The organism is Paenibacillus sp. FSL H8-0332 (genome assembly GCF_037963835.1).
GTDB classification, from domain to species: Bacteria; Bacillota; Bacilli; order Paenibacillales; family Paenibacillaceae; genus Paenibacillus_AQ; species Paenibacillus_AQ rhizoplanae.
This window is the reverse complement of the sequence record NZ_CP150145.1, coordinates 7,202,317-7,226,169: the sequence shown is the minus strand read 5'-3', so window position 1 is coordinate 7,226,169 and position 23,853 is coordinate 7,202,317. Positions and strand designations below refer to the sequence as shown.

Annotated in this window: 22 protein-coding genes and 1 riboswitch; of the genes, 2 read left to right on the top strand and 20 right to left on the bottom strand. The window is 53.0% G+C overall.

What is annotated here, in order from left to right; genetic code table 11:
* Positions 1-120: 120 nt before the first annotated feature.
* The 7 genes from mazG to pth form a co-directional block, all read right to left on the bottom strand.
* The gene (gene mazG / locus NST43_RS31620; protein ID WP_209994372.1) at positions 121-1,620 is read right to left on the bottom strand and encodes a nucleoside triphosphate pyrophosphohydrolase; all 1,500 of its coding nucleotides are present in this window, start codon (positions 1,618-1,620) and stop codon (positions 121-123) included.
* 71 nt (positions 1,621-1,691) lie between these two features.
* A complete protein-coding gene (locus NST43_RS31615; RefSeq protein ID WP_209994371.1) occupies positions 1,692-3,344 on the bottom strand; it encodes a polysaccharide biosynthesis protein in 1,653 nt (550 codons plus the stop codon).
* Between the two features lie 205 nt (positions 3,345-3,549).
* Positions 3,550-4,092 (bottom strand): stage V sporulation protein T, encoded by a 543-nt coding sequence (gene spoVT / locus NST43_RS31610; RefSeq protein WP_209994370.1) that lies wholly within the window; start codon positions 4,090-4,092, stop codon positions 3,550-3,552.
* A 216-nt stretch (positions 4,093-4,308) separates the two neighbouring features.
* Positions 4,309-5,358 carry a peptidylprolyl isomerase gene (locus tag NST43_RS31605; protein WP_339221453.1) on the bottom strand — a complete coding sequence of 350 codons (1,050 nt, stop codon included), beginning with the start codon at positions 5,356-5,358 and terminating at the stop codon, positions 4,309-4,311.
* Positions 5,345-8,869, bottom strand: a complete 3,525-nt coding sequence (gene mfd, locus NST43_RS31600; protein WP_339221452.1) for a transcription-repair coupling factor — start codon at positions 8,867-8,869, stop codon at positions 5,345-5,347. The genes NST43_RS31605 and mfd overlap by 14 nt, the downstream gene beginning before the upstream one ends.
* A gap of 132 nt (positions 8,870-9,001) precedes the next feature.
* Positions 9,002-9,232: an anti-sigma-F factor Fin family protein gene (locus NST43_RS31595; protein ID WP_036696405.1), complete on the bottom strand. Its 231-nt coding sequence runs from the start codon at positions 9,230-9,232 to the stop codon at positions 9,002-9,004.
* 89 nt (positions 9,233-9,321) lie between these two features.
* A complete protein-coding gene (pth, locus tag NST43_RS31590) occupies positions 9,322-9,882 on the bottom strand; it encodes an aminoacyl-tRNA hydrolase (RefSeq protein ID WP_209994367.1) in 561 nt (186 codons plus the stop codon).
* Between the two features lie 91 nt (positions 9,883-9,973).
* Between pth and NST43_RS31585 the strand changes: the two genes are divergently transcribed.
* Positions 9,974-10,174, top strand: coding sequence for a hypothetical protein (locus tag NST43_RS31585; RefSeq protein WP_036696494.1), 201 nt, complete (start codon positions 9,974-9,976; stop codon positions 10,172-10,174).
* Between the two features lie 102 nt (positions 10,175-10,276).
* On the opposite strand, the gene NST43_RS31580 is transcribed toward NST43_RS31585, so the two are convergent.
* The 13 genes from NST43_RS31580 to NST43_RS31520 form a co-directional block, all read right to left on the bottom strand.
* The gene (locus NST43_RS31580; RefSeq protein ID WP_019914487.1) at positions 10,277-11,230 is read right to left on the bottom strand and encodes a ribose-phosphate diphosphokinase; all 954 of its coding nucleotides are present in this window, start codon (positions 11,228-11,230) and stop codon (positions 10,277-10,279) included.
* A 107-nt stretch (positions 11,231-11,337) separates the two neighbouring features.
* Positions 11,338-12,738, bottom strand: a complete 1,401-nt coding sequence (glmU, locus tag NST43_RS31575; RefSeq protein WP_339221449.1) for a bifunctional UDP-N-acetylglucosamine diphosphorylase/glucosamine-1-phosphate N-acetyltransferase GlmU — start codon at positions 12,736-12,738, stop codon at positions 11,338-11,340.
* Between the two features lie 173 nt (positions 12,739-12,911).
* Positions 12,912-13,199, bottom strand: coding sequence for a septation regulator SpoVG (gene spoVG / locus NST43_RS31570; protein WP_036696395.1), 288 nt, complete (start codon positions 13,197-13,199; stop codon positions 12,912-12,914).
* A 209-nt stretch (positions 13,200-13,408) separates the two neighbouring features.
* Complete coding sequence (purR, locus tag NST43_RS31565) at positions 13,409-14,236, bottom strand: pur operon repressor (protein ID WP_209994366.1); 828 nt, start codon at positions 14,234-14,236, stop codon at positions 13,409-13,411.
* A gap of 76 nt (positions 14,237-14,312) precedes the next feature.
* On the bottom strand, positions 14,313-15,167 hold the full coding sequence (gene ispE, locus NST43_RS31560) for a 4-(cytidine 5'-diphospho)-2-C-methyl-D-erythritol kinase (protein ID WP_339221447.1): 855 nt from the start codon (positions 15,165-15,167) through the stop codon (positions 14,313-14,315).
* Positions 15,168-15,427: 260 nt separating this feature from the next.
* Positions 15,428-15,604 (bottom strand): small, acid-soluble spore protein, alpha/beta type, encoded by a 177-nt coding sequence (locus tag NST43_RS31555; RefSeq protein WP_209994364.1) that lies wholly within the window; start codon positions 15,602-15,604, stop codon positions 15,428-15,430.
* A 229-nt stretch (positions 15,605-15,833) separates the two neighbouring features.
* Positions 15,834-16,109, bottom strand: coding sequence for a Veg family protein (locus tag NST43_RS31550; protein WP_036696386.1), 276 nt, complete (start codon positions 16,107-16,109; stop codon positions 15,834-15,836).
* Positions 16,110-16,383: 274 nt separating this feature from the next.
* Positions 16,384-17,292 (bottom strand): sporulation peptidase YabG, encoded by a 909-nt coding sequence (gene yabG, locus NST43_RS31545; protein ID WP_209994363.1) that lies wholly within the window; start codon positions 17,290-17,292, stop codon positions 16,384-16,386.
* Between the two features lie 74 nt (positions 17,293-17,366).
* Complete coding sequence (gene rsmA, locus NST43_RS31540) at positions 17,367-18,251, bottom strand: 16S rRNA (adenine(1518)-N(6)/adenine(1519)-N(6))-dimethyltransferase RsmA (protein ID WP_209994362.1); 885 nt, start codon at positions 18,249-18,251, stop codon at positions 17,367-17,369.
* Positions 18,248-18,799 carry a ribonuclease M5 gene (gene rnmV / locus NST43_RS31535; RefSeq protein ID WP_209994361.1) on the bottom strand — a complete coding sequence of 184 codons (552 nt, stop codon included), beginning with the start codon at positions 18,797-18,799 and terminating at the stop codon, positions 18,248-18,250. Before rnmV ends, rsmA begins: the two co-directional genes overlap by 4 nt.
* Before the next feature lie 161 nt (positions 18,800-18,960).
* Entirely contained in the window at positions 18,961-20,121 is a 1,161-nt protein-coding gene (locus tag NST43_RS31530; RefSeq protein WP_209994360.1) for a 3D domain-containing protein, read from the bottom strand.
* Between the two features lie 286 nt (positions 20,122-20,407).
* Positions 20,408-20,635, bottom strand: a riboswitch (cyclic di-AMP (ydaO/yuaA leader).
* Between the two features lie 198 nt (positions 20,636-20,833).
* Entirely contained in the window at positions 20,834-21,604 is a 771-nt protein-coding gene (locus tag NST43_RS31525) for a TatD family hydrolase (RefSeq protein WP_209994359.1), read from the bottom strand.
* Positions 21,605-21,666: 62 nt separating this feature from the next.
* Positions 21,667-22,950, bottom strand: a complete 1,284-nt coding sequence (locus NST43_RS31520; RefSeq protein WP_209994358.1) for an HD domain-containing protein — start codon at positions 22,948-22,950, stop codon at positions 21,667-21,669.
* Between the two features lie 275 nt (positions 22,951-23,225).
* On the opposite strand from NST43_RS31520, the gene NST43_RS31515 reads away from it, so the two are divergent.
* Positions 23,226-23,480 carry an AbrB/MazE/SpoVT family DNA-binding domain-containing protein gene (locus tag NST43_RS31515; RefSeq protein WP_019914502.1) on the top strand — a complete coding sequence of 85 codons (255 nt, stop codon included), beginning with the start codon at positions 23,226-23,228 and terminating at the stop codon, positions 23,478-23,480.
* Positions 23,481-23,853: the final 373 nt, after the last annotated feature.

The following is a 23,853-nucleotide window of genomic DNA, read 5'->3' as shown; positions in this document are numbered from 1 at the left end:
TTCAAATCAGAGATTCGCGCCGTAGTCACAGCATTGCCGTGAAACGCGCGGGATATACCGCAGAAGACTATTATTCTATGACGTTCAAGCCTTCTCACGGAAGTCCTTGCTGATAGCTCCCTACTGCTTCCGCTCTTCTGCCTTGGCTTCCTGCCAGAGGGCCTCCATCTCTTCCAGGGAGCTGTCTTCCAGCCGGACCCCCTGATCCCGCAGACGCTGCTCAATATACTGGAACCGGGCTACGAATTTGCGGTTGGTGCGGGTCAGCGCTTCTTCCGGATCAGCTCCGATGAAGCGGGCCACATTAGTGGCTGCGAACAACAGGTCGCCCAGCTCCAGCATCTGCTCCTCTGGGGACTGTCCCGTCTCAATCGCCTCCTGAAGCTCGTCAATCTCCTCACGGATCTTAGCCAGCACATCGCCGGTGTTGTCCCAGTCGAATCCGACTTTGGATGCCTTCTTCTGCAGCTTGTACGCCTTCATTAGTGCCGGCAGATCCCTCGGAACCCCGCTGAGTGCGGACAGGGCTTCGGGCTTCACGCCTTTGCGCCGCTTCTCCTCGGCCTTCATCCCTTCCCAGTTCTGCAGCGCCTCCTCGGCATTGCCGGCCGCCTGATCACCGAATACATGCGGGTGGCGGAAGAGCAGCTTCTCATTCAGCCCCTCAATGACATCGTAGACACCGAAGGTCCCCAGCTCCTCTTCCATCTGGGAGTGAAGCATAATCTGGAGCAGCAGGTCGCCCAGCTCTTCTTTCATATGGTCCGGATCATCCTCGTCAATCGTCTCCAGCACCTCATAGGTCTCTTCAATCAGGTTCTTGCGCAAGGAATCATGCGTCTGCTCACGGTCCCAGGGACAGCCCTCGGGGCTCCGCAGAATATCGACAATTTCATGCAGCCGGGCAAAGGTGCGGTTACGCGCTTCATCCGCAAGGCTCGCAGGAACATAGACCAGCGACAGATTGCCATAGCCATCCAGCCGGTCCAGCTCGTAGAGGGGTACTCTGTGAATCCGCTCCTCGCCTTCCACACCAAGCGCATGTCCGACAATCACCTCATATTCGGGCGGGTACAGCTCCATCAGGCAGAGCTTGGTCTCAGACGCGGTGAAGCTGTCATAGACCTGTCCGATCAGGGTGTGCAGCTCCGGGTGAAGCTGGGAGCTGCGGATACCGGAGGCATCCAGCAGCTGGAAGCCTTCAATCGGATCAAAGCCCAGACGGACGAACGCTTCGTCGAGGAAGCTCTCACCGCCGAGGATATTCAGCTCTATGCCCGCCTCCGGGCACCGCTTACGCAGCAGGGAGACGGCGGATTCGGCCACCATGGGATGACCCGGCACGGCATAGACGATCTCCGTGCCCTGCGGAGCGGCCGCAGCCTTCTCCAGCAGTGCTGCCGTAATGGCTTCGTAGACCTCAGGGAAAGATTCCAGCGACTCATACAACCCGTCGAAGGACTCCCAGGATATCTCCAGCTCCGCCAGAGCAGCCATGACGGGATGCTCTGCGGTCCGCACGTATACGGCGGAGGCCGCCTTCAGCTTTTTGATGATGCCCAGTGTCAGCCGGTCCGGATTCCCGGAGCCCAGGCCGACGATCGTTAATATTGCGCTCATGCCAGTCTACTCCTTCCAGGCAGCCGCCTGCTGCTATTCGCAGGGTGGCTGCGCTATGTATGGTCAGCGCCTTAAGGGAACAGGCGCAGCTTTTTTAGCTTGTCCGCTAAGCGCGGGCCGAAGCCCGGAAGCTGGCGCAGCTCGCTCTCGCTGAGCAGCCGCAGCGCCACTGCGCCGAGTGCGAAGACGGCGCAGCCTGCGAGCACGCCGAGCAGGCTCTGCGCCAGGGCCGCGGTCCGCCCGCCGCCGAAGCCGGCGGCGTCTGCCGCCCTGGCTGCGCCGTGGCTCACGGCTGCGGCGGCCAGCCCCAGGCCCGCGAGCAGCGCCGCGGGCTTCAGCAGGGCATCTGCGAAGCGAAGCTGCAGATAGCCCTGCCGGTAGAGCAGCAGCACGTTCAGCGCTGCTGCGAAGAGATGTGCGGCCACGCCAGCGATGGCCGCACCGGTAATGCCCTGCTGCGGGACCAGCAGCAGGTTGAGGGCCGCCTTAAGCAGGGCGGCGGCCAGGAGGGTCAGCGCCGGCGCACGCACGGCGCCCAGACCTTGCAGCAGCGCGGCGGAGATGATGCTGACCGTGCCGCCCGCGGCGGTGAAGGCCAGCCAGGTCATCGCGCCGCTGCCGGCGGCATCTCCGTACAGAGCCGTGTTCACCGGCTCTGCAAGCACGGCCAGGCCTACGGACGCGGCCAGCCCGAGGAGCCAGAACCAGCGCAGCGACAGCGTGATGCGCGTGCGGATCAAGGCCTCATCCCGCTGGTACTTCGCTTCGGCCAGCGCCGGAATGAAGACGACCGAGAGCGAGGTCGCCAGCATCGTTACAATCTGCACGAGCGGCAGCCCGCGGTTATAGATGCCGAACTGGGCCATCGCAGCCGTCTCACTGCTGCCACTCCCTGCCAGCAGACGGGGAACCGTGAAGACATCGACCAGGCCGATTAACGGAACCGCCAGCGCGCCCAGCATCACCGGGAGGCCATAGGCTAATAGCTCGCGGGCAGGAACGCCCTGCTTAGCACTTATTACGGCCGATGCCGTTCTATTCTTAAGCGGAGCTTGGGGCAGCCTGTCCTGCAACCCCCGGCGGTGGCTGCGCCAATACAGCAGCATCACGCCAAGACCTGCGATCCCGCCTCCGGCGGGGCCCAGCATCGCACCGGCAGCAATTCCTGCCGCATCTGCGCCCGCGCCCGTCAGATACAGCAGAAGCGCGATCATAACCGCTACACGTACCGACTGCTCAACCACCTGCGACACTGCGGTCGGCATCATATTATGCAGTCCCTGGAAGTAGCCGCGCAGCGCCGCCATCAGCGGCACCACCGCCAGCCCCCAGGCGCTGCTGCGCAGAGCAGGAACAATATGGGAGCTGCCGACCCATACCGCTATGAGCGGAGCCCCGGCGTAGACCAGAATGCCGAGCAGAAGGCCGCTGGCCGCCGTAATTCCGGCTGATAGCAGCAGCACCCGCCGCCCCTTCTGCACATCCTGTGCCGCCGAAGCCTCAGCCACGAACCGCGAGATGGCGGCAGGCAGTCCGAGCATCGCCACCGTAACCAGAATGGTATACAGCGGATAGACCGTATTATAGATGCCGAACGCGGCGTCACCGCCCAGATTCTGCAACGGTATCTTTTGAAGCGTACCGATCAATTTGGAGAAAATAGCTGCCGCGCTGAGAATAAAAGCGCCCTGTAGCAGCTTCGAGCCTTGAGTGTTGGATGTCATCGTTTACCTGCTTCTACAGCTATAACTGCCATAATATAGAGCTTGCTTTACCTAAGCAAATGAATTTCTATATTATAACTTATCTAAGGGTAGAAGTGTAAATGGCCGTGCTTCTATTCCTGAGCAGCCCGATTCCACAGCAAAAACCCGCTATTCCCAACGGTTATTATAACCAAAGGAAAAGCGGGGCTGTCACACTAGCTGATTACTGCTCCATTTGCTTGCCCAGGAAGGCTGCGGCTGTCTCTGCCATTTTTACTTCCATCTGGGCCATCTTGACCGAATCATCCTTATTCAGCAGCACTACGCAGCCAATGGGGTCTCCTCCGGAGATAATAGGCGCGGCCACATAGGTGGATAACAGCTCCGAGTGGTCCTTGCTGATATCATAGCTGCCACCATTGTTCTCAAGCATCGTTTTACGGCTTTCCATTACTTTCTCCAGCAGCACACCGACCTGTTTCTCCAGATAATCCTTCTTGGACCCGCCGGCGAGCGCGATGAACGTGTCCCGATCCGTAATCATGGTAATATGCCCTGTTCCTTCATACAGCGACTCTGCATATTCCTTAGCGAAATCGCCCAATTCACCAATCGGCGAATATTTCTTCAGTATAACCTCACCATCGCGGTCAACAAAAATTTCCAGAGGATCGCCCTCACGAATCCGCAAGGTGCGTCTGATCTCTTTGGGGATAACAACTCGTCCGAGGTCATCAATACGTCGTACAATTCCAGTAGCTTTCATTTCACATGTTGCCCCGCTTTCTTAAGAAGTATGGTCCAACTACTGTCCATTATGGGAATGGTTAATCCCAGTGATTTATCGTAATATCTGACCATAGTATTCATCTCTTCCCAGTTCCTTATACATCTCCCCGCCCGCTTCTCCGCATTTCCTTCTGTATCGACAAAAAAAGCCGCCCGGATGCGTGGCGCATCAGGCGGCTTGTCCAGCCTTAATTTATTTGGCGGCTTCTGTAGCAGCCGGTGCATCTGTAGCGGCTGGCGTGTCACTACCCGCAGCCGGAGCCGGTGTAGCTGTGGCTCCCGCGCTGCCTGCAGCAGCAGAACTCTTCGGCAGATTGATTTTAATCTCCAGACTATCCAGGTCCTTCTCCAGGAAGGTCTCCAGGCTCGCAGAAGCCGCAGCGTTCTTCACGGCTTTGAGCTGGTCGGCAGTCAGCGTATCGAAGGTAGTGTCCTTGCGGGCTTCCACCTTGATAATGTGATATCCGTAGGTGGTCTTGACCGGCTCACTGATCGTATTCAGCGGAAGACTATGGGCCGCAGCCTTGAACTCTGCTACATAATCTACCAGAGCCTTGTCCTTGTATTCACCGCCGGTTTCCTTCGTGCGGGTATCATCCGAGTATTCCTTGACAACGGCTGCAAAGTCCGCACCGCCATCCAGCTTCGCCTTCACTTCCTGGGCGCGTTTCAGCGCATCGGCATCAGTACGCTCCTTACCGGCACTATCGGTCAAGCCAACCAATACATGACGCAGTGTAGCCACTGTATAGTCAGCCTTGGTGGCTTCATAATGGGTCTTGACCTGCTCGTCCGTTAACTTCAGCAGCATGTCCTGATATACGGTAAGTACACGCTTCATATACGAACGCAGGTCCGATTCGCTCAGATCCTGTTCCTTCAGCGTGCTTTTGTATTTGTCGCCCAGCGCAGTCTTGATAGAGCCAATCTGTGTATCGACTTCTTTTTCTGCAGCCTTCTTCGCTTCATCCGTGGCCTTGTCCGCCAAGTATTCGAACGCGACCTCCTGCTTCAGGATGGACTCCTTGAACATATCAATCTCCAGATACTGCGCCTGCTCAGGGGACAGGAATTTCATTATGCGGGTATCCAGATTGAATTCCTTCTGGGTAATGGTGCCGCCCTTATACGTTGCCACCGCAGTATCATCACTTTTATTGCTGCAGGCAGCAAGCATGGAGAAGGACAGGGCTGCGGTCAGCGAGACCACCAGTACCTTCCAGGATTTTTTATTTAACGACATTGTGTAATTCTCCCTTCGATTTTAAAGACTGTTTGGCTGCCGCCAGGAATTGCTCCAGCACATCCAGCAGCTCCTTGTCACCTAAATCCTTAGCTTTGATCCGAATGGTTGCCTGGGCATCCTTATCAAATTGTACACGCCTTTCAAAGCTATTACCAACTTTGGCGAGCTTTGCCGTATCAAAGGCCCCGAGGCTTCCCTCGTGGAAATTAAGTGCTACATCATCCCCGCGCCGGACCATGGATTCCATGCCGTACAGCTTGCCGTAGACCTTCAGCCGGGCCACAGAGAGCAGATTAATAACGGCCTCCGGCAATTCGCCGAACCGGTCCAGCAGCTCATCCTCAAGCTCCGAGGCGTCCTCGAAGGTAGCCACCGCAGCCACTTTTTTATAGATTTCTATTTTTTGGATACTGTCGTAAATATACTCGGAAGGAAGATAGGCGTCAATCGACAAATCAATGACCGTATTCCCCTGCTTCAGCGAAGTATCCTCCTCACCAAGCACACTCACCTTACGTTTGCGGATTTCCTCCGCCAGCATTTGCGAATACAGGTCGAAGCCGACTGAGGCAATGAAGCCGTGCTGCTCCGCTCCCAGCAGATTGCCCGCTCCCCGGATGGAGAGATCACGCATGGCGATTTTGAAGCCTGATCCCAGCTCCGTGAATTCCTTGATGGACTGCAGGCGCTTCTCAGCCACCTCTGTCAGCACTTTATCGCGCTGGTAGGTGAAGTAGGCATAAGCAATCCGGTTGGAACGGCCGACGCGTCCGCGCAGCTGATACAGCTGGGACAGGCCCATTTTGTCAGCATCATGAACGATAAGTGTATTCACGTTAGGAATATCGACACCCGTCTCTATAATACTGGTGCTGACCAGCACATCATACTCTCCGTCCAGGAAGTCGAGAATCGTCTTCTCCAGCTCGGATTCTGACATCTGCCCATGCCCGATACCCACTCTTGCCTCCGGCACCAGCATGGAGATCTGCGCCGCCATTTCCTGAATACCCTGTACACGGTTGTACAGATAGTAGACCTGCCCGCCACGGGCCAGCTCGCGCTCTACCGCTTCCCGGGTCAGCGTCTGGCTGTGCTCTACGACATACGTCTGTACGGGAAAGCGGTTCTCCGGTGGTGTCTCAATAACCGACAAGTCACGCACCCCGAGCATCGACATATGCAGTGTGCGGGGAATCGGTGTTGCTGTCAGAGTCAATACATCGACATTGGTCTTTAGCCGCTTCAGCTTCTCCTTGTGGGTCACGCCAAACCGCTGCTCTTCATCGACAATCAGAAGGCCGAGATCCTTGAAAACTAGATCCTGTGACAGCAGCCGGTGGGTGCCGATAATCACATCCACAGTCCCCTGGCGTACTCCCTTGATCGTCTCATTCTGCTCCTTGCGGCTGCGGAACCGGCTCAGCACCTGAATATTCAACGGATAATTGGCGAAGCGCTCGCGGAAGGTCTCATAGTGCTGCTGCGCCAGAATGGTCGTCGGCACGAGTACCGCCACCTGCTTGCCCTCTATCGCAGATTTAAAAGCAGCCCGGATCGCCACCTCTGTCTTGCCATAGCCTACATCGCCGCAGAGCAGGCGGTCCATCGGACGGTTCTGCTCCATATCCTTCTTGATCTCTTCGATCGCTCTAAGCTGGTCACGGGTCTCCTCATACGGGAACATCTCTTCGAATTCGTGCTGCTCCTGCGTATCCTTCTCGAAGCCATAGCCAAGCGCGCTCTGGCGCTCCGCGTACAGCTTGATCAGATCATCGGCAATATCCTGGACGGAGCTCCGCACCTTGCTGGTAACGCGTGTCCATTCATTACCGCCCAGCTTATATACCTTAGGCTCCTTGTCTTCCGAGCCTACATATTTCTGAATCAGATCAATCTGTTCAATCGGAACAGAGAGCTTGTCGCCTCCTGCATAGAGGATGTGCATATAGTCACGGTGAATGCCGCTGACCTCAAGCGTCCCGATGCCCATATATTTGCCGATCCCGTGATTCTGATGAACCACATAATCCCCAATTTTCAGCTCGGTATAGCTCTTAATCCGTTCGGCATTATCAATGCTCTTGGAGACCTTCCGCGCCTTGCGCTGCTTCTGCGAGAACATCTCACCTTCAGTAATCACAGCCAGATGAATCGAAGGAAGCTCAAAGCCGGAGCCCAGGTTGCCCTGCAGGATGGTTGGCTCTTCGATGCCATAGTCCTCCAGCACCCGGCGGATGCGTTCCATCCGCTCCTCGCCATTCGCGAGCATCACAACCTTCACGCCGGACTTATGCCAGCGCTCCATCTCGGATTTCAGCACATTCATCTGACCATGGAAATCCTGCATTCCACGGCTGATGAAGCCCAGAATGTTCTGTGGCTGAATATGCGGAACCTGGCGCAGAAAAATCGACATAAACAGGCTCTGAAACGGACGCTGATACATAATAACATCGCTGTCGACAGAGAGATGCAGCTCGGGCAGCGTTTTGCCGTTCTGCAGCAAGTGCAGATTCCATTCCGACTCATCCCGCTCCAGCTGCTTGGCGGTCTCCAGAAGTCTGGCCGGCTCATCCAGGACAAGCAAGGTATCCTGAGCCATGTAATCATACAAATGAGAGCGTTCCGGATACAGCAGACTGATATATTTATAGACCTCCGGGAAATAGGTGCCCTGCCGCAGCATCTCCAGCTCCCGGCCCATTTCCTCACGCAGGCGCAGCTTGGCCTGACGGTCACTCATCTTCTCCAGCTGCCGCTCCAGCATCGCAGATGCAGCAGAAGAAGCCGCATCCTGGCGGAGCTGATCAGCGATAATCTCCTTGGCCGGTGTAATCTTCACACTGCGGACCTTATCAATGGAGCGCTGATCCATAGGATCGAAGGTACGAATGGAGTCTACCTCATCATCAAACAGCTCCACCCGGTAAGCCAGTGGAGAGGTCATGGGATAGAAGTCGATAATACCGCCGCGTACACTTAGCTCACCACGGTTCTCTACACGCTCCACCCGCTCATAACCCATCTCAATCATGGACATAAGGAAGTCATCGAGCGAAAGGGTTCCGTCCTGCGAAACCGTAAGCTGGGCTTCAGCCATGATATGTGGAGCGGGAAGCAGCCTCCGCACGCCGGAGTATGGAACCACTACGATTCCACGGAAGCCCTTGGCGCAGCGTGTCAGCACATCAATCCGCTGGGCCAGCGTCTCGGGACTTGAGACAGCGGCTTCAGCCGCCACCAGCTCATTCGCCGGATAGAGTAGCACCTGCTCCGAGGAAAGCGCTTCCTGCAAATCCTCAGCCATCTTCTGGGCCGAGAACATATTATGGGTCACTACCAGTAGCGGACGCTGCACCTCTTCATGCAGCGCAGCCAGCATGATTTGTCTGGCCGAGCCGGACAGACCGGAGATAAGCTGTTCCTTCATACCTGCAGCGATACCGCGAGTGACAGACTGGAAATCGGAATCCTTCGAAAAAGCTTCTATAAGACCTTGTAACAACAGGTGCACCTCTCTTACTAAACAGGCTGACAACGGCAGCGCCGCTGTCACCTATTATAATTGGAATCGAAAACAAGCCTTAGCGGATAAGGCCAAGGCTTGCGGATGACGATAGAGACAGGCGCTTCCACCTTACTGAAGCGGACTGGCCAGCAGACTGAGCTCGGGGTTGTTATCCAGCGCCTGCTTGCAGTAATCGCAGGTCACCTTCACCGTAATCTCGCCTTCTGAATCATACGCTATTATATCTCTGCGCTCCGCAGGGGTCAAGGATTGCAGCCCCAGCTGCATCTCTGTGATATCGCTTCTGCCAATGCTTCCCAAGAACGTCCGGCAGTGCCTGCATACATAGTGTATTGCCATCTATATGCCTCCTGAAGGTAGTATATACCTCCAGTATGCCCCGCCTGGGATGGCTTTAGCCTCAATTCCTGAGCCCTATGCCTTGTATTTCATCCGTTGAATTTGGCCATGGTCTGTTCAAAGGTGTGCTGCAGGCTGTATTCCACAGCATCGCAAGTATCACTTATCATGCTCTCAAGCCTTGCTCCATCCTTCTTGGCGAAGGTAGACAATACATAGTCCACTATAGCAAAGCCCGGCTCCGGACGGGATATCCCCATCCGCACCCGGTTGAAGCTCTGGGTGCCCGTGTGTTGAATGATGGACTTGATACCGTTGTGCCCGCCGGCACTGCCCTGGTAACGCAGCCTGATCTTGCCCAGCTCCGTGTCCAGATCATCATAGACTACAATCAAATCTTCCAGCTGGACCTTATAATAATCCATATAAGCCCGTACCGCTTCCCCCGACAGATTCATGAAGGTCATCGGTTTGATCAGTACCGTCTTCACACCGCCGATCACCCCTTCACCGATCACCGATTTGCATTTATTCTGGTTAAAAGCAATTCCGTGTCTGGACGCAAGCACATCGAGGGCCATGAAGCCGACATTATGTTTGGTTTTCGCGTATTGCGGTCCGGGATTCCCAAGTCCAACAATCCATTTCATAATTAAGGTTTATCCTTTCCACCCGGTACTCTCAGCAGAAGAGTTCCGTTTTTGGTACAATAAGTTTATACTCCGGAGACAGGTGATGAACATGCCACATCAGGGCGATATTTTAACACTGCAGCGCCATTTCCAGTACCATATTCAATATGCTGTGCCTGTTGAAGTCTATAGGGGGAACGCGCACGTAGACATCGGTGTGATTACAGCGGTGGATGAAGGCTTCGTAGAGCTGCAGGGTACACTGTACAACCGCAGCCTCTTCACCTTCATCTCCCGTCCGGGATATTGAAGCCTATTTAACCTCAGTCCCGGCCGCTGCATCACGCCGATAAGGGTTACACCTTCCGCTTGACGAAAGGTGTAACCCTTTTTCTGCTGATCTGACTGCAGTCTATTCGATTTCGAACAGCTTGCTGATCGACAGCTCTTCATGCACGCGAATGATAGCTTCGCCCATAAGCGGAGCTACGGACAGCACCTTGAGCTTGGATGTCGGGTTGCTGCTGCGAATAGGAATGGTATCCGTCACGATAATTTCTTTGATCGGCGAGTTCTCCAGACGTTCATGCGCCGGACCGGACAATACAGGATGCGTACAGCAGGCGTAGACTTCCTTCACGCCGCCTTCCATCAGAGCATTGGCTCCCAGAACGATCGTTCCTGCCGTATCGATGATATCATCGATTAGAATCGCTGTTTTGCCTTCAATGTTACCAATAATGTTCATAACCTCACTGACGTTCGGTTCAGGACGGCGCTTGTCGATGATCGCCAGCGGAGCGTTGAGGAAGTCGGCCAGCTTTCTGGCACGTACCACACCGCCATGGTCAGGAGAGACGACTACCGGGTTCTGAATTTGCTTGGAACGGAAGTATTGGGCCAGAATCGGAACACCCAGCAGATGATCCACAGGAATGTCGAAGAAGCCTTGAATCTGCATCGCATGAAGGTCCATGGTAATGACGCGATGTGCACCTGCCTTCTCAATCAGGTTCGCTACCAGCTTGGCCGTAATCGGATCACGGGAACGGGCCTTACGGTCTTGACGGGCATACCCGTAGTAAGGAATCACGACATTGATGCTCTTTGCAGAGGCACGCTTAAGCGCATCTACCATAACCAGAAGCTCCATCAGATTGTCGTTCACCGGTCCGCAGGTGGACTGTACGATATAGACATGACAGCCCCGGACACTCTCCGACAGCTTAACCTGAATCTCTCCGTCACTGAAGCTGGTCGTATGGGACTCGCCCATCGGAATACCGATATAATCGGCAATCTGGCTGGCCAGCTTAGGATTGGAGTTGCAGGTGAAAATCTTGAGTTTGGAATCGCAATAAGTCATAAAATATAAACCCTCCGTGACGGAATTTAACTTGCCAAAGTGCCGGCGCGGATGTGCAAGAAGTCCGTCCGGCGCTTTAAGCCTACAGCTGCTTTCTGCTTACAGCTTTACGATGGACTATGCTGGTCTTTCTTCGCTTTGGCCCGGGAGCGGATCTTCTCTGCATAACCCGGCTTATTCTCCTGCCTTGCTCTGGCAATCGCCAGATCGTTCTCTGCAACCGGACGGGTGATGGTGGAGCCGGCGACAACAAATGCGCCTTTGCCTACCGTTACCGGAGCGACAAGATTCACGTTGCTGCCGATAAAGGCATCGTCACCGATCTCGGTTCTGAACTTATTATAGCCGTCATAATTAACAGTGATGGCGCCGCAGCCGATATTCACATTCTTGCCGATCTCAGCATCACCGACATAACTTAAATGAGATACTTTGGAGCCATCGCCGATCGTAGCATTCTTGATCTCCACGAAATCGCCGATCTTGACCTCCTGGCCAAGCACGGCACCCGGACGCAAATATGCAAAAGGCCCAACGGAAGCCCGTGCGCCGACCTTAGCCTGATTCAGGACTGACTGCTTAACGGCAGCACCGTCCATAATCATGCAGTCTTCAATTTCGCTTGCCGGTCCGATCACACAATCCTCACCGATCACGGTCTTGCCTTTGAGCACCGTGCCCGGATACAGCACCGTATCTGCTCCAATCTCAACATCTGATCCGATATAGGTTGAAGCCGGGTCGATTATAGTTACTCCGCCGAGCATATGCCCCCGGTTGATACGCTGACGCATATAGCCTTCAGCTTCAGACAACGCCAGTCGGTCATTCACACCAATGGACTCTGTGGCATCATGGGTCTGGTAACCCAGGACGATATCGCCCTGCGCCCGGAGTATGCCAATGACATCCGTCAAATAATACTCCTGCTGGTTGTTGGTGTTCGTAACCTTCTCCAGAGCAGCAAAGAGCTTGGCGTTATCAAAACAGTACGTCCCTGTATTGATTTCGTGAACCGCAGCTTCACTCTCCGTGCAGTCCTTCTGTTCCACAATCTTCAGCACTCCGCCATCTTCACCACGGATAATCCGGCCATATCCGGCAGGCTGCTCCATAACAGCCGTTAGGACCGTTGCAGCAGCGTTCTGCGCTTCATGCAGCGCCATCATGCCTTCGAGCGTCTCCTTCATCACAAGCGGCGTATCTCCGCAGATGACAATGGTGGTTCCCTCTTCACTTCCAAGAAGATCCTTGGCCTGCTTGACGGCATGGCCGGTTCCAAGCTGGACACCCTGCAGCACATATTCGGCATCCTCACCTAAGTATGCCTTAACCTTCTCGGCGCCGTGTCCTACGACAACTACGTTACGCTGACACCCGGTCGCCTTCACTGTATCAAGCACGTGCCCTACCATCGGTTTACCGCAGACAGGGTGCAGTACCTTGTATAATTTAGATTTCATGCGCTTGCCTTGACCTGCAGCAAGTACAACAGCCATTCTTTTCAAGAATGCCAACCTCCTACTTCTTGAACTCACTACTGAATATATCTCATTCCGGGCAAAAAGAAAAGAGAACCATGCAGGCATGATTCCCTTTTCTTCGAACCCCAATAAAATCCGGTATGGCCTAATGCCGCCCTGGGGAGGCGGCAAATCCCAGAGAGTCAGCGGTTCACCGCTTAAGCTCCCTCTTCAATAACTTCTTCTTCTTCCGTAGCGGCACGTTCGTACTCGGCCAGAACCGCAGATTGAATCTTTTCGCGCGTTCCCGAAGAAATCGGGTGTGCGATATCGCGGAATTCTCCGTCAGGTGTACGCTTGCTGGGCATTGCAACAAACATCCCGTTATTCCCGTCGATGACGCGAATGTCATGAACAACAAACTCGTTATCGATTGTAATGGATGCGATTGCTTTCATTCTCCCCTCAGAGTTGACGCGGCGGAGTCTGACATCCGTAATTTGCATGTGTGTGTTCACCACCTTTTTCCATCAGAGACTTGGTGTATAATTCCACACAGCAAAGCGAATTCCTTCTTTTTCATTCCAAATAATGCCTGATTAAGAAGATTATTTTTGCCGAATCCCTAATTTCGACAGATTTCGTGCAGTTATCTTAAGAATCCTCATAGTTTCGACATTATGCACTGCTTTTCAGAACCGGCACTTCCCGCTCGTCAGGAGGAGAAATAGTTGCCCGGAAATGCCGAAATGCGCCGCACCTTGGAGTCCACCTCTGTCAGCTTCACCAGCGACACGTAGTCATGCAGCAGACGTTCTTCATTCTCCACGGCGCCGGACTCTACGAGCACGCCTACACCTGCGACCTCAGCATTGAACTCACCCAGCAGATCGACCATTCCGCGTACAGTACCGCCTGCCTTCATGAAGTCATCGACAATCAGCACCCGGGATTTCTCGCGCAGCGCCCGTCTGGACAGGGACATCGTATGAATGCTCTTATGGGAACCCGATACATAGTTGATGCTTACAGCCGAGCCCTCCGTTACCTGATGGTCGCGGCGGACCAGCACTACCGGCAGCCCGAGCTGCGCAGCCGTTGAATAAGCGAGCGGAATCCCTTTGGTCTCCACCGTCATCACAACATCAATCTCCACCCCGTAGAAGGCGGTGGCAATGATCTTGCCGGCCTGTTCCATCAGGGATGGAAGGCCGAGCAGATCGGACATGTACAGATAACCGCCGGGCAGAATCCGGTCGCTCTGCTCAAGCTGCCCGCACAGCCGGTTCACGAAGGCAAGCGCCATATCCATAGGCATGCGCGGAATATACCGTACTCCGCCCGCTGCCCCGGCCAATGTCTGCAGCTCGCCCATTCCTTCGCCTTCAAATACCTCTTTTATAATAGCCAGGTCCTCGCTGACCGATGACTTCGCCGCACCATACCGCTCTGCAAAAGTGGACAGCGGCAGCAGATCATGCGGCTTCTCCAGTAAAAATTGAGTCATGTCAACTAACCGTTGGCTTCGTTTAAGTTTTTTCACGGAATGCTCCTCGCCAAAACCGAATATTACTATGAATAATATCATTATTGTACGGATTTATACAAGCGGAAACCACTTAGCTCAGTGAACGCACTGCATAGACTTCCTTGCAAAATCCGCGCAGCCCGTTATAGATTCTTGCCACCTTGGATTGCTTGGAGACGAGGCCAAATACAGTCGGACCGCTTCCCGACATCAGCACGCCGTCCGCACCCAGCTTCAGCATCGCTTCCTTGAGCTGCTGCACCTCAGGATGCAGCTTCAGGGTCACATCCTCCAGCACGTTGCCGAGGCCCGCACAGACGCCTGCGAAGTCACCGGCCTCAATGGCCTGCTGCATCTGGAGCGCGGACGGATGCACTGTTATGCTGCTTGCGCGCACGCGGCCGTATACCTCAGCCGTCGATACATTGATCGGCGGCTTCGCCAGGATGACCCACATTTGCGGCGGATTCGTGATACGGGTCAGCCGTTCTCCTCTGCCCGTAGCCAGGGCAGTGCCTCCTGTGACACAGAAGGGGACATCCGAACCCAGCTCGGCACCTAGCTCCTGCAGCTCCTGCACCGGTATACCCAGGCGCCAGAGCCGGTTTAGACCGCGCAGCGTAGCCGCAGCGTCGCTGCTGCCGCCGGCGAGGCCGGCAGCGACCGGAATTCTTTTGTCCAGATGGATATGTACACCGCTTCTCACGTTATACCGGTCCTTGATCAGTCTTGCAGCCTGAAAGGCCAGATTCTTCTCATCCAGCGGAATATATCCGGCCTGGCTTGAGATAATAATCGAATCCCGCTTCAGCTCCGACAGCTCCAGACGGTCCGCCAGATCGACCATTGTCATTATCATTTCCACTTCATGAAATCCGTCAGCCCGCTTATGCAGAACATCCAGCATCAGATTAATTTTTGCCGGTGCCTTCTCATACATTTTCAAGGCGTTCACCCACCCTCAGCTTTTCCCGTAAAAAACAACTTAACATATTATATGAGAAACTGGCAGTGAAGTCCATTAAATAAACATCCGGTTCTATCAAGTGGAAACGGCTTTACCGTTCTTTTTAAAGGACGGTACCGTTTCGGCGAGAAATAGAAGGATAATTTATAGTGTAAAACGTATAAATACGCTTATATTTCAAGCAGAAAAGGTACCGCCAGCTGGCGATACCCCGGTGCGGCAGAACACCGCTACAGCTCTTATGATTTGCGCGCAGCCTGCTCCGCCAGCTGAATGGCCCGCTTCACCATATTCCCGGCATCAACTGCCCGGATTCCGCCCCAGCCCTGCTGCTCAACCGTTTCGTAGAACCCAAGCTCCTTGGCAAGCTCCGTCTTCAATTCCTCCGACATCATACTCCGTCTTCTGCGGCTCATTACGAATTCCTCCTTTATGCTGCCCTATGATGAACGTACGTACTGCCTATGTAGTATGCAGCCAAGGGGCAAGTGTCATGCAGCATAATTCAGGAAGACCCCCTACATGCAAAATAACCCCACAAAGTGGGGCTTTAGCTTCGATGATGACTCAGGTACTTTGCGGGGACCCCAAAACATAAAAATTCTATCAAAAAACAGCCCCCCTGCAAGGGAGACTGCCATGACGCTAAGCTTTGATATACATAATCCGCATCTGCCCATCGTCTTCGGTAACTGTGATTTCCACAGATTCAGTAAGTATATCGGCATAGCTATAGGAGACACGCTTGAAGGTCTGCTGCTCCTGATCAAGTTTGACAATAAATACAGAAGGGTACGTTTCTTCCAGGACACCGGTGCGTTCAACGGTCTTACGACGGCCACCGTTAGCCCGCAACGTGATCTTATGACCGACGTGAGCTTCAAGACTGCGTTTAATTTCTAACAGCGCGTTATTAGCCATTACCTGACGACCACCTCTTTCCTTGTCCATTATACAACTTCCTTATGACGTTGTCAAATTAAATAAATAATTATAGATGAAGACAAAAAAGTTGTCAACGGAATTTTTTTAGACAGGGAAAGTCCTGTCTTTAGCACCTTGTTAGCGGTAACGGCGAGGGCAGCTTCATAGCCCATCCTTCTGCCAGAAGCTGTCCCCCTACTCCAACAAAAACAGGATAAGCACAAATAGTGCTTACCCTGTTCTTCCATCTATTCAATTACCGCTTGCCCGCTTACAGCATCGAAGGCGCTACCTTCAGCGTTGCCAGATTCTGCAGCTGGGGCATTCCGATACGGAAGCTGCCTCGCGTCTCTATTCCGCCCATCCCCTGGCTACCGCTGATCGTATGGTTCAGAACATCGCTTAAGTTCACCGTATCACGGATGGAAGTGAAGGAGGCCTTGGCCGCGATATACACCGGGTCCAGGGCATGAATGAGTATTCTGCCCGGGGAGCTGGCGAAGTTGGCACCATTGCCCAGGAGGGCTTCGAAGTGCGACTGGCAGGCTCCGGCTACGATCGTCAAGGCATCGAAATTCCGCTCATATTCACGGGCTACCCGGATGGCTGCCACAAAATTCTGTGAGTTCTTATAGCTGCTCAGACTGTACAGATCATAATTCTGTTGTTGCTTAAGTACTCCATCATGACCGGTAATCACAACGATATCGGGACGCACACGGGGCAGCAGCCGGAACAGCGTTTCCGCCATTTTGGATTCATGGACATGATGTCCCTCTGCCGGTATGCGCAGCTGCTCGTAGAGGCTCAGGCTCTTCTTCAGATAGAGCGCGTCCCCATCCAAATGCAGGACCTTGCCCGGCACTTCAAAATAAGCCGCTTCCTTCGGAGATTGACCCCAGGTCCCCGTGGTCCCCGATACGCTCTCTCCGCTTCGCTGGCTCTGCACCTGCCGGTCTTTACGCAGCCAGGTTAAGGATTCTGTTGCCTTGATCTGCGCACGCTGTCCCCGCTCGGTAACCCGTGTAGGAGGCACCTGAACCAGATCCTCCAGCGGGGAATCCGCCAGCAAACGGAACTCCGTGCCTTTAATGACTGCTCTATTCTGCAATATATTGTCTACCCGGAAGGTCACATCGCCGCCATAGGATTTACGAATGACCAAGTCTCCTAGATTCATCACAACACCACCTCTACCCCATGTTATGGGCAAAGGCCCCGGTTGGTTCATCCCCCGGGAGGGTTTTCTGTATTCTATGCGATGCCTGCGGCCAGAAGAACCGCACTGAGCCGTGCATATTCTTCAATGCTAAGCGTCTCGCCGCGCCGTGAGGGTTCAATACCGGCCTCAGAGAGCAGCGCCTCCAGGCGCTCACGCCCTTCTTCCGGGAAGAAGCGGGCTTTAAGATTATTGGCAATCGTCTTGCGCCGCTGGGTAAAGGACGCCTGAACCACACCAAAGAAATGCTTCTCGTCCGCTACCTCCACCGGAGGACGCTCTCTGACCTTCAGCCGGATCACAGCCGATTCCACATTCGGCTGCGGGATGAACACGGTACGCGGCACCATACAGACCAGCTCAGGCTCGCTGTAATACTGAACGGCAATACTCAGACTGCCGTACTCCTTGCCGCCCGGAGACGCTGCCATACGCTCAGCAACCTCCTTCTGAATCATCACCACGATATTATCCAGCGGCAGCTTCTCTTCCAGCAGCTTCATGAGTATAGGTGTGGTCACATAATACGGCAGGTTAGCTACGACACTAACCCGGTCCCTGCCGGCGAAATCCTCAGCGAACAGCTCCTGCAAATTCACCTTCAGCACATCGTCATTGCGGATCTTCACATGGGGATAGGGCGACAGGACGTCCCTGAGGATAGGAATCAGCCTGCGGTCAATCTCCACCGCAGTGACGGCCCCGGCCGTCATCGCCAATCTTTCCGTCAGGGCTCCGATCCCCGGTCCAATCTCAAGCGCACCGGCTGTGCTGTCCAGACCGGCGGCATCCACTATTTTGTCCAGAATATTCTGATCGATCAGAAAGTTCTGGCCCAGGCTTTTTTTGAAGGAAAATTTGTAACGCTGAATTATCGCTTTGGTTCTTGTTGGGGACGAGATGTTCTCGGTACCACTCATGAAGTAATGCCTCCCTGATCAATTTGGGCGAGGGCCTGCGCGAACTCCTCGCGGGTAATGCCGAACATCGCCAGACGTTTGTACAGCTGCTTGCCATTGCAATAACCGATACCGAGCAGATTGCCCAGCTGCATTCTGCGCTCTGCGGCGCGGGGATGCACCATTAGCCCTCCGGCCATGAGCTCATCCAGCCCGATGATGACCGGCGCCCCCTCGAAGGAGGTATGCACATGCTCCAGCGCATGGCGGATGGCCTCAGGCGAAGCGTTCTCTATCCCGATATCCCCTTTGCGGGTTGCATCCTTCTCCGGGATGAAGGCATGCTTGCACCCCGGTACCTTGGCCGCGACAATTTTGCGGATCCGCTCTCCGGCATGATCCGGGTCCGTAAGAATGATTACGCCCCGGCGCTGCATGGCAAGCTGGATCTTGGCAATGACCTTGCGGTCCACTGCCGAGCCCCCGGTTTCGATCGTATCTGCCTCTACCGCCCGCTTAACGGCAACGGTATCGCTTTTCCCTTCAACCACAATCAGCTCTTTAATCATAAATAATGTTACTCCTTACTCCAGAACGCAAAAAGAAGAGGATTCGCTCCCCTTCTTTTTGGCTAAAGAATGTATAAGTGATGAGCGGCAGCTCTCTAAAATTTCGTAAGTGCTTCCCTCACTATATCGTATTAACCGTTAATTTGCAAAAGACTTTACGTTTAGTTCAGCTCCGGCTTCACAGGTCCGATCACATAAAGTGTCCGCGACTTACGTCCGAAATTACGGGCATGGCTCAGTGAATCGTAATAGACATCCACCTTGTTGCCTTTGATGGCACCGCCGGTATCCTCTGCTCGGCGAAACCCTAATCCTTCAATGTACACCCACCAGCCGATTGGTATAATGCTTGGATCTACAGCTATAGTGCGGCCTTCCGTTACGCGCGTGCCGGAGGCGGTACGTGTTCCAATACCCGGTTCTTGCGAGGAATACGCGGTCATGGATACGTTCTTAATCATTCTTTTGTACTCAAAATCCACACCAGCTTTACTGGTAACATTGCTGGCCTTTGCACTGGCTTTAGATGACTTGGAGGTTGTTACAGGTTTGGAAACTTTGGCAACAACAGGAGCGGGCTTAGGAAGCGGCTTGGTACCAATGGCAATGACTTTGTCCTTGGTAACCGTCTGTACTTCTTTGCCGATCATGCGCATGGTGGCCAGCTCGCCATCTTGATAGATCTTCTCGATGTGCTGGATCATAACGCCCGGCTTACCTGCCTGTGCAACTCTTACGGTTCCCTTGGTCAAAGAGGGGTCTGCTGTCTTGATTACCCGGAAAGGCAAATTGGTTGTCCGTTGAACCACATGCTTGTTAATCCGGACAATTTTGATTTCCATGTCTGCAGATACTGCGGTTTCTAGCGAAGGGTAAATCTTGTCTAAGCCTTCCAGGCTGAGGCCCAGTTTGCCAATGGCCTGACCGATGGTATCCTCGGTCGTAAATAACGTCTCGGTCTTCCCGTCTACGGTAAGAGCGAACTTTTGCGCAGTGTTAATCACGATACGGTCGCCGTCTTTTATTTCATCACTAAGGCCAATAGATAATTCATCATGCGCCTGCAGCGAAATCTGTTCCTTAGCCAGCACATCACTGAACAGCGTTTCCCGCGTCTCCAGTGTCTGTACCTGTCCGTCTATTACTAGAGTAATTTCCTTTTTGCTCTGACCGTGTACGTACAGCAGAATTAACAGTGCGATAACAATCGATACCACACCGGCAAGTAAAACTACGCGGGGATTTACTTGCTTCAACCGTAATGCGATAGACCTGCTGGATGATTGCGAATCATGGGATACCTCTGGTTGGAATACGCCCACTCTCTCCATCCTCCTTACATAGCCCCGTCGTCTAAGTTATATCAAGGTGACTGTATCACTTCTGACGAAACTAGGTTTGAGATTGCAACAGGATACGCCCGCATTGCTTCAGCGTTTCCTGCTCATGGATCGCCTGCTCGGCATAGTTACTCCGGATATCTGTTATATAACAGTATGCCGGGAGCATCCGCGTTATTCAAAACAAAAAAAGCCTAAAAAGAGTTCATGGAGGACTCTTTCGTGGCTTCTCCGGTGTCAAAAACGCGGGAATGCTTATGCACGAGGTTTCCTCTCTTACTTGCGCTTACGGGGTTAGCTGTCGGGTTCGGGCATAAGAGAGACGCCCTATCTCAGGTCACCCGCTCACGGCGGTTGCCCTCAAATTCACCCCAAAGACCACGTAAAGAAATCAAATAAAGTCTGCGGCAATTCTGTGTTGTACTCTCATACGTTCATGCGGCAGAGCATTATTGGTTCCCCCGTTCTCCATCCGGAGACTCAGCGAGACGATCCATGAAAAAGTGACTGTCACAGTTACAACAGCTCACTGCACTGAAAAGATGATATCCTGTTTTGATACATGTTGTAAAGGACGATTCAACCACGTTTACGTAAAAAAATGATTAAAATATTGTAATAATCGGCCGTTTTTCGGTCATAAAAGTTTAATATATCCGCTATACTTCATTTTTCATCACTTTTACTCTCATTTTCAGAGTATACCAAATCGTTCCAGTGCGTTCGCATACGTAATTTCCGCCAATTCCTGTAATTCAATCCCTTTTATTGCCGCAGCTGCCTCCGCTACCAGCCTCACATGAGCGGTCTCATTTCGCTTGCCCCGGAACGGGTGCGGAGTCAGATATGGGGAGTCTGTTTCGATGAGAAGCCGGTCCAGCGGAGTCTGGGCAAGCACCTCTTTGGGTACCCTGGCATTCTTGAACGTAATCGGTCCTCCAAAAGAAAGATGGAAGCCCAAATCAAGACACATCTTGGCACTTTCCCAGCTGCCGGAGAAGGAATGCATAACGCCGCCAACCTCGCCCGCCTTTTCCTCACGGAGAATACGGATGACATCTTCATGAGCATCACGGTTATGAATACTAATTGGCATCTTCAGCTCACGGGCAAGCCCGATCTGCTTGCGGAATACTTCATGCTGCACTTCCTTAGGGGAGGTGTCCCAGTAATAATCAAGCCCGATCTCACCGATGGCGACCACCTTGGGATGAGCACACAGGGAGGCGATCCACTCCAGGTCTCCGTCCTTCATACTGATCGCATCCTGGGGATGCCAGCCTACGGCTGCATAAATATAATCATATTTCTCGGCAAGCTGCATGGTGGTCGGTATCGTTTCCCGGTTAAAGCCGATGTTGATCATTTTGCTGACTCCAGATTCCAGCGCTCTGGCAATGACCTCTTCGCGGTCTTCGTCGAATTGTGGAGCATCCAGATGGGTATGTGTGTCGAATAGCTGCATTACATTACATCCTTTCGGCTTGTGATTCTATCTATAATTCCAGAATTCCAGGCTTGATCTGATTATTTGGCAAAAATCTCTGCGATAGACGGCGGCAGCTGTGGAAGGGCTTTCTGCAGCCTGTCCTGCGGAAAATACAGATGGTATCTGCCGCGGTGAATGCCGCTGATAGAGCGTACAATATCCGAAACCTCGGAGATTTCCCTCAGCTGGTCATACTTGTCCAGAAGCAGAATCTGCTTGCTGTCAAACCCGTCTCCCGGACGGAACACATCATAAGGAAGATCGGTGGGGAAATCAATTTCCAGGTCATAATCGGGCCGCAGTCCGGCACCGTCGAAGCTGCGGCGGATTTCGTCAATGGTGCCGGAATCCAGATGCTCCATCTCCACATATTTATACAGTTTACGATGGATAAACCGGCTGCACAAGTCGCTCAGGATGTCATCCTCCTCCAGCGTCCACTGCATGAAGGCAGTCTGCATCAAGGCTTCATCGAGCAGCAGATACTGAGCTACCGTCACCTCTCCGCTGAACAGATCACTCAAGGGCTCGATCATGAATCTGAAGGCATACTCCTGCTGCACCAGCTCCTTGGCCCGGCGGAGAATCTGCCGCAGAATAATCTCAGAGCTGCGGGTTACCGGATGGAAATAGACCTGCCAGTACATCTGGTACCGTGACATCAGATAATCCTCAATCGCATGCATCCCTGATTCCTTCACCACCACCCGGCCGTCATAAGGGCGAAGCATCCGCAGAATCCGGTCGATGTCTATGGTTCCGTAATTCACCCCTGTATAATACGCATCCCGCAGCAGATAATCCATCCGGTCCGCATCCAGCGGTCCTGACACCAAATTGACAACAATTTCATGCTCATAGGTTTTGGAGATGACCGAAGCCACTTTACCAGGGAAATCTTCCGCCACATCGCGCAGAATAGCCGTGATCTCCGTATCCTCCAGAATGATGCGGCAGGTCCAGTCTTCATGATCCATTTCGAAAGCTTCTTCTATAGAATGGGAAAATGGGCCATGCCCCAGATCATGCAGCAGCGCCGCACATAAGGTGAGCAGTCTTTCCTCCGGTATCCAGTCCTTGTAACCACTCCGTTCAAATTGGGAGATAATCCTCCGCGTAATCTCATATACACCTAGAGAATGAGAGAATCGGCTGTGTTCCGCTCCATGAAAGGTTAAGTAAGAGGTGCCAAGCTGCCGGATACGCCGCAGGCGCTGGAACTCCATAGTGTTGATCAGTCTCCAGATAATGGTGTCCTGTACATGGATGTAGTTGTGAACCGGGTCCTTAAATACCTTCTCTTCTGACAAAGGTTGCTTCATGAAATCATCTCCTTTTCTTGTTTTATATAATATATTGTCGCTCTTTGTCGAATATTAGCGATTAAACGACTGCCAAATCGACAAAAATCTTTATAAGCTTTTTGAAGGTAATTTGCTTGATCAATCGCGGTATAAATGTACTCTCAAAAAAATCCTTAAAATTAGCCTGAAAAAAGGTTGACTGTTTTGGGAATGGTTGGTATTATAAATATCATAAAACAGTGAAGAATGTCGAATAATGACGCTTTTGAACATTGAGAGGAGCAACGATTGTAATGATGAAATCAACAGGAATTGTACGTAAGGTAGATGAGCTTGGACGGGTCGTTATTCCAATTGAATTGCGTCGCACGCTAGGCATTGGAGAAAAAGATGCGCTCGAAATTTACGTGGACGGTGAGCGGATCATGCTTAAGAAATACGAACCTGCTTGTATTTTCTGCGGTAATGCTGAGAATGTAACTTACTTCAAGGGTAAAATTGTTTGTCATGAATGCATTTCGGCTATCCCTACCCCTGTGACAAACTAAAATAAATAGGGTATAATAGGACTAATCCAATTGTTAATTCTAACCTTTTTATATCTCCTTGGCCTCCCGTTCGCGCGGGAGGTATTTTTTTGTACTATTTTCGGGGACTTTCCCCGGATGCCCTTTTTCTTTTACTTACTAGAAGTTCAAATCAGAAGTTCAAGCTTGAAGTTCAAAAACTTTATATCTATCTCTTACCCTCCCAAACCCTCCCTAAAGGGAGGGCCCCAAGGGCCCCGGCCCTCTGGACACCCGGAAGCTTGGTGAATCTCTGCAGCTGGCGCGGAAGGAAGCAAGGTTCGGCGGTGAACCGGCCCTTCTCGGCCTCCCTGCGGTGATTCCTCAGGGCCTTGTCAAGCGAAGGGGTTCGCCA

Excerpts from the sequence above, each read along its gene's own strand:
- NST43_RS31580 (WP_019914487.1), bottom strand. The coding sequence starts at position 11,230 with ATGACTTATTGCGATTCCAAACTCAAGATTTTCACCTGCAACTCCAAT.
- mazG (WP_209994372.1), bottom strand. The coding sequence starts at position 1,620 with ATGAGCGCAATATTAACGATCGTCGGCCTGGGCTCCGGGAATCCGGAC.
- spoVG (WP_036696395.1), bottom strand. The coding sequence starts at position 13,199 with ATGCAAATTACGGATGTCAGACTCCGCCGCGTCAACTCTGAGGGGAGA.
- yabG (WP_209994363.1), bottom strand. The coding sequence starts at position 17,292 with ATGAATCTAGGAGACTTGGTCATTCGTAAATCCTATGGCGGCGATGTG.
- NST43_RS31585 (WP_036696494.1), top strand. The coding sequence starts at position 9,974 with ATGCCACATCAGGGCGATATTTTAACACTGCAGCGCCATTTCCAGTAC.
- NST43_RS31525 (WP_209994359.1), bottom strand. The coding sequence starts at position 21,604 with ATGCAGCTATTCGACACACATACCCATCTGGATGCTCCACAATTCGAC.
- NST43_RS31555 (WP_209994364.1), bottom strand. The coding sequence starts at position 15,604 with ATGAGCCGCAGAAGACGGAGTATGATGTCGGAGGAATTGAAGACGGAG.
- NST43_RS31595 (WP_036696405.1), bottom strand. The coding sequence starts at position 9,232 with ATGGCAATACACTATGTATGCAGGCACTGCCGGACGTTCTTGGGAAGC.
- NST43_RS31615 (WP_209994371.1), bottom strand. The coding sequence starts at position 3,344 with ATGACATCCAACACTCAAGGCTCGAAGCTGCTACAGGGCGCTTTTATT.
- NST43_RS31550 (WP_036696386.1), bottom strand. The coding sequence starts at position 16,109 with ATGGCTAATAACGCGCTGTTAGAAATTAAACGCAGTCTTGAAGCTCAC.
- NST43_RS31520 (WP_209994358.1), bottom strand. The coding sequence starts at position 22,950 with ATGAAGCAACCTTTGTCAGAAGAGAAGGTATTTAAGGACCCGGTTCAC.
- spoVT (WP_209994370.1), bottom strand. The coding sequence starts at position 4,092 with ATGAAAGCTACTGGAATTGTACGACGTATTGATGACCTCGGACGAGTT.
- rnmV (WP_209994361.1), bottom strand. The coding sequence starts at position 18,799 with ATGATTAAAGAGCTGATTGTGGTTGAAGGGAAAAGCGATACCGTTGCC.
- pth (WP_209994367.1), bottom strand. The coding sequence starts at position 9,882 with ATGAAATGGATTGTTGGACTTGGGAATCCCGGACCGCAATACGCGAAA.
- rsmA (WP_209994362.1), bottom strand. The coding sequence starts at position 18,251 with ATGAGTGGTACCGAGAACATCTCGTCCCCAACAAGAACCAAAGCGATA.
- NST43_RS31605 (WP_339221453.1), bottom strand. The coding sequence starts at position 5,358 with ATGTCGTTAAATAAAAAATCCTGGAAGGTACTGGTGGTCTCGCTGACC.
- NST43_RS31515 (WP_019914502.1), top strand. The coding sequence starts at position 23,226 with ATGATGAAATCAACAGGAATTGTACGTAAGGTAGATGAGCTTGGACGG.